This is a genomic window from Oscillibacter sp. GMB15532, assembly GCF_041020825.1.
Classification (GTDB): domain Bacteria; phylum Bacillota; class Clostridia; order Oscillospirales; family Oscillospiraceae; genus Oscillibacter.
This window is the reverse complement of the sequence record NZ_JBEVTO010000008.1, coordinates 1-12,792: the sequence shown is the minus strand read 5'-3', so window position 1 is coordinate 12,792 and position 12,792 is coordinate 1. Positions and strand designations below refer to the sequence as shown.

Genomic DNA, 12,792 nt, shown 5'->3' with positions numbered 1-12,792 from the left:
AGATGGATGCGATTCGATTTGTTCTCAACGGGCAGGAAGTCTCCTACGAAGGCAACGCTTCCGACCGGCTGCTGGACGTTCTGCGGGACACTTACCGCGCCACCAGCGTGAAGTGCGGCTGCAAGGAGGGCGAGTGCGGAGCCTGCTCCGTTTTGATGGACGGCGTCCTGGTCAACTCCTGCTGCGTTGCCATGGGCGCGGCATCCGGCTCCTCCGTCACCACGATGGAGGGCTTCCGGGAAACGAAGCGCTACGCGGTATTGGACCGGGCGTTTGCGGCGGTTTCCGCGGTGCAGTGCGGCTTTTGCATTCCCGGCATGGTGCTGGCCGCCGAAGCGCTGCTTTCCAAAACCCCCCACCCCACAGAGGACGAAATCCGGGAGGGTCTTTCCGGAAACCTCTGCCGCTGCACGGGGTATAACGCGATTGTCAACGCGGTATCCGCCGCTGCAAAGGAGGGAAACGGACTATGGTAAACGGGTATGCCGCCGCCTCGCTGGACGAGGCGCTGAACCTCCGCGCCTCCCATGCCGTGGTCCCCTATGCCGGAGGCACGGACCTGATGGTGGAAAACCGTCCCAATGTAACCTATTTGTTTTTAAATAAGGTTTCGGAATTGCAGCAGATTTTCGAGGACGGGGACTATCTCCGCATTGGCGCGGGCGTGACATTTACGCAGGCGCTTTCAGACGAGCGGGTTCCCCAGATTATGAAGGACGCCGTGGCGCTGATCGCCGCGCCCGCCATCCGCAACGCAGGCACCTTCGGCGGAAATCTTGGCAATGGCTCCGCCAAGGCGGACTCCGTTTTGATTGAATTTGCGGCAGATGCAAAGATTCGGCTTCAATCCCTGCGGGGCGAGCGCATCGTCCCCGTGGAGGAATTTTATCTGGGCCGGAAAAAACTGGACCTTTCCGATGACGAGCTGATTACGGAAGTCCTGCTGCCCAAAACCGGGCTGGACCTATATTACTACCAAAAGGTCGGCGGACGCAACGCATTGGCCATCTCCCGGGTTTCCTTTGCAGGCGTGTTTGCCCAGCAGGATGGCAAAATTTCCAACCTTGCCGCCGCGTTTGGCGCGGTGGCGGACACCGTTTTGCGCTATCGGGATCTGGAGGCGATGCTGCTGGGCAAAACCTTGGAAGAAGCGCGCGGGCTGAAAGCAGAATACCTGCGGGCCTATGGGGATCGGATGGTCCTCACCCGGGGACGCGTGTCGGCGGAATACCGCAAGACCGTGTGCATGAATCTGCTGAACGAGTTTTTAACTCAGTTTGGTATTTGACCCAACACAAATCCGCCCGGGGTTGGTACCGCGGGCGGATTTTCTGAAAGGAAGAGTGAAGTGCTTACTGTTTCGATTAACGGAAAAGAGTATGAGTCCTCCCACGACAAAAAGCTTCTGCGGTTTTTGCGGGACGACCTGCACCTGACCGCCACCAAGGACGGGTGCAGCGAGGGCGCCTGCGGCACCTGCACCGTGCTGGTGGACGGCGTAAAAACCAAGGCCTGCGTGGTTTCTTTAAGCAAGCTCGCGGGAAAGCAGGTGATAACCGTGGAGGGCATCACCCCGGAGGAAATGAAGGTCTATGAGCACTGCTTTGCCGCCGCGGGCGCGGTGCAGTGCGGCTTCTGTATCCCCGGTATGATTATCTCAGCCAAAAGCCTGCTGGATACCAATTTGAATCCCACGCGGGCGGATGTGAAGCTGGCTATTAAGGGCAACTTGTGCCGCTGCACCGGCTATAAGAAAATTGAGGACGCGATTTTGCTGGCGGCGGACTTTTTCCGCGAAAAACGAGAAATCCCTCCCGCTCCCACCTCGCTGCACATGGACGAGCACGCAAAGCGCATCGACGCCTCCGAAAAGATCAACGGGACCGGCCTGTTTGCCGACGATCTTACTATTCCGGGCATACTGTACGCCAAGCCCATCTATTCAAAATATCCCCGCGCATTGATTAACCGCATCGACGTGTCCCGCGCCCTTGCCCACTCCGACTGCGTGGAAGTCCTTCTGAAGCAGGACGTGCCCTGCAACAAAATCGGCCACATCAAGCAGGACTGGGACGTGATATTGGGCGAGGGCGATATCACGCGGTATGTCGGCAACGTGCTGGCGGTGGTTGCCACCGACAAGCAGGACATGCTGGAGGAGATCTGTGCGCTGGTGGACGTGGATTACACGGAGCTTACACCCGTCACCAGCCCCTTTGAGGCCCTGCGGGGTGACGCACCCATGATTCACGAAGACGGCAACGTAATGAGCCGCGCCAATCTGGTCCGGGGCAACGCGGACGAGGCCATCAAAAACTCCAGATACGTGGTCACACGGAAATACAAAACCTCCTGGCAGGAGCACGGCTTTATGGAGCCGGAATGCTGCGTGGCTATGCCCGAAGGGGACGACGGCCTGCTGCTCTATACCTCCTGCCAGTCCGTCTACGACGTGCAGAGGGAATGCGCCAAGATGCTCAGACTTCCCAAGGAGCGGGTGCACTGCCACGCGGCGCTGGTGGGCGGCGGCTTCGGGGGCAAAGAGGATATGTCGGTGCAGCAGTACGCGGCGCTGATGGCATGGGTCACCAAAAAAACCGTCAAGGTGAAGTACACCCGGCAGGAGTCTTTGAATTACCATGTCAAGCGCCACCCCATGGAGATGGAGTTCACCACCGCCTGCGATGAAAACGGAATCCTCACCGGCATGAAGGGCATTATTATCGCGGATACTGGGGCTTACGCCTCTCTGGGTGGGCCGGTGCTGCACCGGGCATGCACCCATGCGGCCGGGCCGTACAACTACCAAAACATTGACATTTTCGGTATGTCCGTCTACACCAACAACGTCGTCTCCGGCGCGTTTCGGGGCTTCGGCGTGACCCAGAGTTGCTTCGCAACGGAAATGAACATTAACCTTCTGGCGGAGATGGCTGGGCTGGACCCGTGGGAATTCCGCCGCCGGAACGCCATCAAGCCCGGCGATGTGCTCCCCAACGGGCAGACCGCCGACCCCAATACCAATATGGCCGCCTGCTTAGACGCAGTAAAGGATGTGTTCCACGCAAATCCCTACGCGGGCATTGCCTGCGGCTTTAAAAACTCCGGCACGGGCATGGGGAAAAAGGACATCGGGCGGGTTCTGCTGTCCGTGGAGCAGGGGAAAATCCACATTCGCACCTCCGCCTCCTGCATGGGACAGGGCATCGGCCAGATGACCCTGACGGAAATCTGCCATGTAACAAATCTGGACCCCGCTTTGTTTGTCTTTGAAGCGGCAGACACCGTGCGCACACCGGACTCCGGAACATCCACGGCGTCCCGCCAGACGGTGATGACCGGCGAAGCCGCCCGACGGGCCGGTGAAAGTCTCAAATGTGCACTGGACAGCGGAAAAACACTGGCCGAGCTGGAGGGCCGGGAATTCCTCGGAGAATACTCCGCCCTCACCGACCCCTTGGGGGCGATTAAAGAAAATCCCGTCAGCCACGTCTCCTATTCCTACGGCGCGCAGGTGATCGTGCTGAACGAAGAAGGAAAAATCACCAAAGCCGTCTCCGCTTTCGACGTGGGAACCCCCGTCAACATTGAGTCTGTGGAGGGGCAGATTGAGGGCGGCATGATCATGGGCATCGGCTATGGCGTGACCGAAAAGTTTGAGTGCGTGGACGGCTATCCGAAGAGCAAATTCGGCACCATCGGTTTTATGCGGGCAACGGAGGCCCCGGAGCTGGAGGTCATTCTCTGCCGACCTGCGGAGGGGGATCAACTGCCCTATTCTTTAGGCGCCAAGGGCTGCGGAGAGCTGTGCATGATTCCCACGGCTCCTGCCTGTGCCCACGCATACTACCGGCTGGACGGAACGTTCCGCCAAAGCCTGCCTTTGGAAAACACGCCTTATCGAAAAAAATAAGCGATTAATAGAGCAAATAAGCGGGAGCCGGTAAAACCGGCTCCCGCTTCCCTGTCTTGGTAAAATTCTTGGGAAATCCACTTTCCCTGCGTCAGGTCATCAGCAGCTTCGCGTAAAAGGCCGTTTGGTTCTGGGCCGCGACAATGTTCGCCTGACGCAAAAACGCCTCCAACGTCTCCGGGTGCTCCATGGCATTTTGGCAGGCGGCCGCTGCCCCGTTTACAATACACAGATACGGCATGCCGCAGGGCAGAATGACGGTCATTCGCTTCGCCAGCTCATAGCATTCCCGAAAATACCGACCCAGTTCCTCCCCGTGGAGGCCCTCAATCTTCCCCTGTACAAAGCAGCCCCGGACGGAAATCGCCGGAAGATTTTTAAGTTTCCGCGCAAGCTCCGGGAGCACCCCTTCCGAAAGCCCGGGCTGCTTTCCGTCGTCAAAGCGCTGGGGGATCAGCCGCAGTCCCACAGGCTCCAGTGTCCCCTCCTGCGGATGGAGCCGGGCAATCCAGTCAATTTCCTGAAGCTCCTCCCAGCCATTTGCAACAAGCCGACAGGTACCAAACAAGCGCGGCAAATCGGCAGCTGTTTTTTTAGGCCCTGAGAAATAAATTTGCTCCCGTTGCAGGCCTAATTCCACGGCGGAAAGCACCTGCTCCTCCGTGCGCAGGCTGACGGCTTGAACTCCTGCCGCCCCGTGCACAGAAAGGTCCGAACACAGAAATTGATACTCCGGGAGCTGCTGTTGCAGCCATGCAAAATCGATATTACTGCTCATGCAAATCTCCAATACGTGATGTGATTAGGGAAAAATTGTTATGATTAGTATACTATAAAACAATCAAAAAGCCAATGATCGAAGATACTCACTCTGCAATATGCGCAGGGCATCCAACATTGGAACTATGCGTATGAAATGATCAAAACGCATGGAGAAAAGCGCAGGTTTTTAAGCTGCTTACAGCTCATCTGAAAAATTCTGTTCCCGCTTCGACAGCCGTATCCTGCTCGACCAAAGAAGTATTACCCTGTGTGCCGTCAAAGCTGTATGAGACGCCCGTGTTGAAGCGGCGGCTTCGTTCAATTTCCTTGCTGCGGCGGTCAAAGTCTTCGTCTCCTTGTTTTAAAACCGTCACGGAGGTGATTTGCCCCAACCGATCCCTGTGAACGGCAATGTCCACACTGCCGACGGGCCGGGTCTGCACAGAGCCAAGCATTTCATCCTCATAGGTCCGCACAGCTGCCCCTTTATAAATATAAAATCCATCCTGTCCCTTGGTAATGCCCTGTTTTGTATACTCCTGCAAGACCTCTTCTTCCATCAGGCAAAGTTTGACTGTAAGCAGAAACGCACCTCTCTCAACCTTAAACTCACTTGCAAGCGCCGCTTTCACCCGATCGGCAATGATTTCGGGATCATTTGCAGTGTCCGTGTCCAATACGTCGAGGATTGCATTGTCTGCGCGCCGCCCTGCATTTTCTCCCAATACAATATCCCTTGCAAGCTCTGCCCTAACACCCCACCGGGAAGAAGTGCTGCTGCAATAACTGCTCAAATAAGCTGAAAACGGAGCTTGTCCTCCGGTCGCAAATGCGACGGTGCTGCTCATGACAAACAGGACTGAAAGCGCCAGAACAAAGGCAGTGGCCTTTTGATAGCTTAAAATATTTTTTATGCGGCGCTCTACCTCCGTTTTGGAAAAAGCACTGTAAAGCAGCGTAGAACGATTTCCCGTGATTGCCATAGAGAGGAGGCTGGCTGCATAGCTTTTCCGTTCGTCGGCATCAATCCGTCGAAGCACGGCAGCGTCACAGGCTGATTCCAAATCCGAGGATAGGCACTTTGACATCAACCACACCAGCGGGTTATACCAGTTCAGACACAAAGCAGCCAGCATCACTGCCTTGAGCCAGTTATCCCTGCGCTTGATATGCATGATTTCGTGGGTAAGGATATGCTCCAGAAGCTGGGTCTGCCGAAAGTTGATACCAGATGGCAGATAAATACGCGGATTCAGCATGCCGCATACAAGCGGTGAAGCGATCTCATCATTTGTAGCTACAAGGATGTGCCCCATACCCATGTCTCGAAGAATCCTATTAATTGCTTGGTTATGCTCCACCAGCAGGCTGTTTTTTAATTTCCGGGAATACCGAATCTTTTGTGCAAGCAGCACTCCCGTTGTAATGGCGAAGCCTGAACCAAACAGAATCATCACTGCGAGCTGCCAATCTGGTGCCACACGGTCGGAAGCTTCTGCAAAGCTATAGGTCACAGCATCCGAAGCGCCTGTACCGGGTGTAACGGCGTCTTCTGCAAGATTGCTTATATAAACGGCCGAGGTATTTGAATGCTGAATCGGCCACTCCGGCACAGGCGCACTAATGGGACTGGACAGAGAAAATGGAACCAGCAGCCTGAGCAGCACCAGCCCCCACAGCAATGGGAAAACAGGCTTGGGCAGGCGGTTTTTCAAAATACCTCTGAGCAGCAAAACCACGACAATCATCATGCTGCCATAAAGCGCCATGAGATATAGTGGCATATCCATCCTGAAATGCAGCATAATTACTTTGCCTCCTCAATCAGTTTTGCAAGCCGTTTTGCTTCTTCCTCTGAAACCCCTTGATTTTTGAGGAACGCTGAAAAAAACAATTCACTGGAGCCGCCAAACATCTTATCAATGAGCTGCTCGGTTTCGCTTTGCTGGACCTCGTCTCTGGTCACTAACGGCTTACACAAAAATCCCGGCTCATCACGTTCAATGGCGCCCTTTTCAATGCATTTCTTAATCACTGTGTAGGTGGTGTTCTTGTTCCAGCCAACACGCTCTATCAATACATCTACAATATTGCGTGCAGGCACTGTCCCTTGCTCCCACAAAACCTCCATGACTTTAAGTTCTGAGTCAAATAGCTTCATGCTCATATCATTTATGCCCCCTTTGGACTATTGCAATAGTCTTTAATTGCGTTCAGACTATCACAATAGTCCGAAGGTGTCAAGCAAAACTTAAATGTTTAAATACACAAAACCGAACCAGCATCCGCAATTGTGAAGAATTAAAACATTGCAATCATGATTAAGGAAATAACTTCTCCGGGGTGTTGTATGGATTATTGGGCGTTTTCTGAGCTTTTTCAGGAAGTCGAATCGTAAATGCTACAATCATTTTTCTAAACGCTATATAAGCAAGGCGGCGGTTCAAATTGAACCGCCGCCTTTGACCATAGTCAAAAAGTAACTATTCCGCCTGGCGCCGCAGCATACTGGACGCACATGAACTCTTCTGTGGTGTCATAGCTTCCAGCTGATTGCCTCTTTTCGCCCAAGGACAAAGTCGGCATAGATACCTTCTTGACTGATTAATTGGTCGTGCGTGCCCTGCTGTACAAGCCGGCCGTCATTCAACACCAAAATTTGATTGGCATTGCGAACCGTTTTTAAACGATGGGCAATCATAATAATGGTCTTGTTTCTGGTCAGCGCTTCAATGGCCTGTTGAAGGCGATCTTCGTTTTCGGGGTCTACATTTGCCGTCGCCTCATCCAGAATAACAATGGGGGAATCCTTGAGCATGGCGCGGGCAATGGAAAGGCGCTGCTTTTCTCCGCCCGAAAGAGAAGCGCCTCCTTCGCCGATGACCGTGTTATAGCCTTGCGGCAGCGCCAGAATAAACTCTTCACAGCAGGCTTTTCTTGCTGCTGCAACCACCTCTTCATGTGTGGCGTCCGGTCTGCCAAACTTGATGTTATTTTCAATGGTATCGGCAAATAAATAGACATTCTGAAACACCATGCTGATCTGTTCCATCAGGGATTCCAGCGTATATTTCTTTACATCATGCCCTCCGATCCGAACACTGCCGCTGTCCACGTCCCAAAAGCGGGCAATCAGATTGCACAGTGTGGTTTTGCCGGAGCCGCTGGGCCCGATGATCGCTGTGGTTGTTTTGTCGGGAATTGTTAAAGAGATATTGTGGAGAATTTTTTCATTTTCATATGAAAATGAAACATTTTCAAACACAATATCATGTTCTTTCAGGGACAGGTCCCTGCCGTGCTCATCCAGCTGGGGAATACCATCCATTCTTTGTGCATGATCGATGGAGCTGCTTACAACCCGCAGGAGGGACAGCCCGCTTCCAGCCGACTGAATTTGGGCAAACACTAAGAAGGACATAATCACAGCCATCAGCGCATTGGCAACACTCATGGTGCCTCCAAGCCAAAAAGCAACAGCGGCCACCGTCATGATAATACTAAATATCTGAAGTATGACACCTTGCGCGATTGTGTACGGTGTAAAAAGCTTCTCCAGAGCCAGATTGCTCTTTTTATTAAACTCCAGTGCATCCTGAACTTTTTTATCGCCTTTCCCAGTAAGATTAAAGGACTTAATCACACTTATTCCCTGAATGTATTCCAAAACGGCGCCGACCATCACGGTTTCTGATTTTTGACGGTTGGGCGCGATGCTTTTGGATTTTTGGTCCATCAGGGAGGTAACAAACAGATAAAGCGCCGTACCGATCACAACAATGCAGCCAATGCGCCAATCCCAAAACAGAATCATCACTGTAAATACAGCCCCATTGATGAGCCCGCCTAAAATATCAACTAAGACCATGGGCGCAACGGTTTCCACGTTGTCCAATATGGTGGTGGAAACGCCGGTGATTTCGCCCAGACTGTTTTCGTTGAAATATCCCATAGGGACACTTTTCAGTCGGTTTGCAATATCAATTCGCTTGTTTGCCGCCATAAAATAACCGGCGTGGGTCTGCTGCAATTGTGAAAAGTACTTGGTCACAGCAACGCCCAGAATACTTGCCAGAATCAATCCAAGCGCAGTCCAAGCAGGCGCGCTGTCCGTTTGCCCTGTAAGAAGTGCCTGCACCACGACATAAATGGCACCAATTTCAAGCATCCGGAAAATGGCGTTTATAAGACCAATGCGCAGTGATCTGTTGATGTTTTTTCGTTCCGTTCCGGCAAACCGCCATATTTTTTTGAGAGTTTCAATCATGCTGCATCACCGTCCTTCGTGCCTAAATGCGCCTGCCACATGGAATGATACAGCGGACAGTCAGCAAGCAAATTCTCATGGACTCCCACAGCTTCAATCTTCCCGTTTTGCACCACGACAATCTGATCCGCATCCGTAATAGTCGATAATCTGTGGGCAATGATAATCACGGTTTTTCCTTTGATGAGCTTTGCCACTGCTTTCTGAATCACAGCCTCGTTTTCGGGGTCTATGTAGGCGGTTGCCTCATCAAGAATCACAATGGGCGCATTTTTCAGCATGGCACGGGCAATGGAAATACGCTGTCGCTCGCCGCCGGAAAGATGGGCTCCGCCACCACCTACCTTCGTTTCATAGCCATGCTCAAGCTCCCGAATAAAGCTGTCACAGCCGGCCGCTTTCGCCACAGCTTCTACCTCCTGATTGGAAGCGGAGCTTTTTCCCATGCGGATATTTTCCAGAATCGTATCATCAAACAGGTAGTTATCCTGCGACACAAAGGCCGTCTGCTCATACAATTGCTCCAACGGGATTTCCTTTACATCCACACCGCCCAGCAAAACGGTACCCCCGGTCACATCCCAAAAGCCCGCAATCAATTTCGCAATGGTTGATTTGCCTCCGCCGGAAGGCCCAACCAATGCTGTCATACTGCCTGCCGGAATGTTGAGCGTAACTCCATGCAAAATTTCCTTGTCTGCATGATATCCAAAGGAGACATTTTGCAGTGAAATGTCATAGCTGGCAAGCTTTGCCGGTGCCACAGCGTGCCGCTGCTCTTCCCCCTCCAAAAACTCGTCGATGGAGGCTACGGTTGTCCCAATTTTTGCAAGGTTATCAATAAAGCTCATGGCTTTTAAAAGAGGAGTCACCAGCCCCAGAGACAAAATGATGCAGGTGAGAAAGGTTTCAATGGTTAAGCTGCCTGCATGGTATAAGAGCCATCCCACAGGAAGCACCGTCACCAAGGTGGTGGGCGCTATGGAATATGCCAAAGACATGTTAAACTGGCACCGCTTCATCCAGTTGTAGTAGTAGGAAGCATTCGCTTTCACTCTGTCTGAAAACTTGGCATAGGAGTGCTTGCCTTGATTAAATGCCTTAATTACCTCAATGCCGTTGATATACTCGACAATTGTTTCGTTCATTTCCTGTGTGGTTTGAACGGCGCCCTCCCAGTCCTTGCCATAGCCTTTCATAATCGCCATCATGAAAACCATCCCCACCGGCAGGGATACCAGAGACAGCAGCGCCATGCGCCAATCTAAAACTAACAGATAGATCAAGACACAAATGGGACCGATAATATTCGATGTCATCTCCGGCAGCAGATGTGCCAGAGTGGTTTCCATGCTTTCCACCTGATCCACAATAATTTGCTTGAGCCTGCCACTTTTGGTATCCATTACAGTACCAAGAGGGAGCTTTGGCAGCTTCTTGAGCACCCTTTGGCGAATTTCCTTTAAAATAGAAAACGCCGCCTGATGGGACAATGCCAGCGCAAAGCTATACAATAGCGTTCTTGCCACATAGCCTGCCAGACCCACCCCGCACCAAGTCAGGTAATAACGCAGATCCTGATTCGTATTTATCATACCAATGATGATTTGTGCTGCCGCTATGTAGGGAATGACACCCCCCAGCACACCAATCAGCGCACTGATAATTGCGCCAGACAAGCGTTTATGCTCTGATTCACCCAGCTCCCAAATCCGCAGCAGGGGACTTTTTTGCGTCATGTTTACTCCTCCTTAATAATTAGTCGCAGCTAACTTTTAGTTTTAATTTTAGTTGGTTTCGTGCCGCCGCAAAAAACCAACTATTGTGTGTTCTCATGTGCTTGGGGGCGAAAAAATCGTGCCAAACCCTGCCATATGATAGTCTCTCAGCATATGAATGTATTTTTTTGCTTCCTCATACTGCATGTTGTGGCGCACAACTTCAAAAACACCCTCGAAATAGGCTGTCGTAATAATATGCAGAAACTCCTCGGTAACGATCCCTCGTTTTATATTTTCGCAGCCAATCACCTCCATATACCGATAGGTCGATTCAACCTCGACGTGAACCATCTCATCAATAAAGTGATGGTACTTCGTGCCATAGGAAGAATCAAGCAAAAGCCGGAACACATCAAAGTTTGCATACATATAATCCAGCAGATATTCCATGCTTTTAGAAGAATATTCAGGCATGGTGCTTATTTTTGTTTCCCTGTCAAGCGCGTGAAATAATTCCTGAGCACGGCAGAAAATCTGCAACATTTCCTGTACAACAGGCTCAACAAGCGCACTGAAAAGGCCTTCCTTTTCTCCAAAGCGCGTATAGATAGAGCCGGTTGTCGTTCCCGCCGCAACAGCAATCGTCCTCAGCGAGGCATCCTTATATCCACTTTTCAGGAATTCTTCTTTGGCGCATTCAAGAACACGCTCATAGACGCCCTCAATTTGCTTTGCCACGAAACTGCTCCTTTCATAACATTGTTATAAAACACTGTTATGAATTTAGCATAATGGATTCAATTTGTCAACTCCTTATCATACATCATTTTTTCACCACTCCTGATTTTAATAGAATTTATCATCATTGTTCGGGATTACTTATTCTATGGTGGCACAAGTAGCATGACGAAAAAAGGACGAAGGCGCTTAAGCCCTCGTCCCTTTTGCTGTTATCCTGCGAAAAATAAAGCGCTATTCCGAATCCATCCCAACAGGGACATCAGCTCTTGAATTACCCCCAATGGTATCGTTTTTTTATGCACGAATTAAGCATTGAGCCAGCCACGTATTGAAATGACTGCACTGCCTCCGATACAAATTACGTTATCCCGGCCAATCCTGCTTTTGATAATTGACGGTTTCCCCATACTCTCTCCCTGAATAAACGTGTTCTCATCCTGTGCTGAAATCAGGCCCTGGCTGTGGAGATAATAGGACAGTGCACCATTCGACGTGCCGGTTGCCGCCTCTTCGTCAATTCCATAAAGCGGGGCAAAATTTCGGCATCGCGCCGTAACTTGGGCACATAGTTCAGGATAATACATATGAATACCAATGACTTTATGTATTTGAGAAAGCCGGATGACCTCTTCTTTGTTTTGAGCAGCGCGTGTAAGTTTATCTATGCTGTCCACCGGAAGAAGAATATCTGGCAGGCCTGTACTGACAATGCATGGCTGCAATGTTGCCGGCTTATCCTCTATGCAAAGCCCGTAGGCCCGGTAAAGAGCGGAGGCCTCCTCATCAGATAATACTTTTATTAGCTTGCCCGATGCCATTCCCATCCAGATACAGTCCGATTCTATTGTCACCGGAATTTCCCCCGCAGCTGTTTTAGCTGTATACTTACCACTTGGTAAAAATTTTGCTTCCCGCAGAGCCGTAAACGCAGAGATTGTGGCATGCCCGCATAAATCCACTTCACCTTCGGGGGTGAAATACCGGATACAAAAGAGATGCGAATCGACTCTTTTCACAAACGCCGTTTCAGAATGCTTTAGCTCCGCAGCTATCTTCTGCATCAAGGCTGCGTCTGGGAAGTCTGCTGTTCTATCCAGCAAAACAACACCAGCCTGATTTCCTCCATAAATATGTTCGGTAAATGCATCCACAATGTACAGCTCCATTTATTAACCTCTATTGTTAAATTTTAATACGGAACAACAATCTTTAAACACTTTATTTACTATGATATAAATAATATATAGTTAAAGCATGCTCTTTCAGTATAGCATAAAAAATCAGACCGAGACAGATATAACTTGCATCTGTTTCAGCCTGAAATTTTGGTGCGCGAGGCGGGACTTGAACCCGCACGTCCTTGCGGACACTAGAACCTGAATCTAGCG

Annotated in this window: 10 protein-coding genes; 3 read left to right on the top strand and 7 right to left on the bottom strand. The window is 51.0% G+C overall.

The window, feature by feature from the left end; genetic code table 11:
• The first annotated feature begins 2 nt into the window (after positions 1–2).
• Genes ABVS15_RS10570 through xdh form a run of 3 tightly spaced genes read left to right on the top strand, consistent with a single transcriptional unit; the run spans position 3 to position 3,913 of the window.
• Positions 3–476, top strand: coding sequence for a (2Fe-2S)-binding protein (locus ABVS15_RS10570; RefSeq protein ID WP_369283638.1), 474 nt, complete (start codon positions 3–5; stop codon positions 474–476).
• Positions 470–1,288, top strand: coding sequence for a xanthine dehydrogenase family protein subunit M (locus tag ABVS15_RS10565; RefSeq protein WP_369283637.1), 819 nt, complete (start codon positions 470–472; stop codon positions 1,286–1,288). Before ABVS15_RS10570 ends, ABVS15_RS10565 begins: the two co-directional genes overlap by 7 nt.
• A 60-nt stretch (positions 1,289–1,348) precedes the next feature.
• Positions 1,349–3,913: a selenium-dependent xanthine dehydrogenase gene (gene xdh / locus ABVS15_RS10560; protein ID WP_369283636.1), complete on the top strand. Its 2,565-nt coding sequence runs from the start codon at positions 1,349–1,351 to the stop codon at positions 3,911–3,913.
• Positions 3,914–4,004: 91 nt separating this feature from the next.
• Here the strand turns inward: xdh and ABVS15_RS10555 are convergent, their stop codons facing one another.
• From ABVS15_RS10555 to ABVS15_RS10525, 7 genes are all read right to left on the bottom strand, one after another.
• The gene (locus ABVS15_RS10555) at positions 4,005–4,691 is read right to left on the bottom strand and encodes a hypothetical protein (protein WP_369283635.1); all 687 of its coding nucleotides are present in this window, start codon (positions 4,689–4,691) and stop codon (positions 4,005–4,007) included.
• Between the two features lie 187 nt (positions 4,692–4,878).
• Entirely contained in the window at positions 4,879–6,480 is a 1,602-nt protein-coding gene (locus ABVS15_RS10550; RefSeq protein WP_369283634.1) for a M56 family metallopeptidase, read from the bottom strand.
• 2 nt (positions 6,481–6,482) lie between these two features.
• Complete coding sequence (locus ABVS15_RS10545; RefSeq protein WP_369283633.1) at positions 6,483–6,842, bottom strand: BlaI/MecI/CopY family transcriptional regulator; 360 nt, start codon at positions 6,840–6,842, stop codon at positions 6,483–6,485.
• A 369-nt stretch (positions 6,843–7,211) separates the two neighbouring features.
• Positions 7,212–8,942 (bottom strand): ABC transporter ATP-binding protein, encoded by a 1,731-nt coding sequence (locus ABVS15_RS10540; RefSeq protein ID WP_369283632.1) that lies wholly within the window; start codon positions 8,940–8,942, stop codon positions 7,212–7,214.
• Positions 8,939–10,681, bottom strand: a complete 1,743-nt coding sequence (locus tag ABVS15_RS10535) for an ABC transporter ATP-binding protein (protein ID WP_369283631.1) — start codon at positions 10,679–10,681, stop codon at positions 8,939–8,941. Before ABVS15_RS10535 ends, ABVS15_RS10540 begins: the two co-directional genes overlap by 4 nt.
• Before the next feature lie 93 nt (positions 10,682–10,774).
• Positions 10,775–11,401 carry a TetR/AcrR family transcriptional regulator gene (locus ABVS15_RS10530; RefSeq protein WP_369283630.1) on the bottom strand — a complete coding sequence of 209 codons (627 nt, stop codon included), beginning with the start codon at positions 11,399–11,401 and terminating at the stop codon, positions 10,775–10,777.
• Between the two features lie 308 nt (positions 11,402–11,709).
• The gene (locus tag ABVS15_RS10525; RefSeq protein WP_369283629.1) at positions 11,710–12,570 is read right to left on the bottom strand and encodes a PhzF family phenazine biosynthesis protein; all 861 of its coding nucleotides are present in this window, start codon (positions 12,568–12,570) and stop codon (positions 11,710–11,712) included.
• Positions 12,571–12,792: the final 222 nt, after the last annotated feature.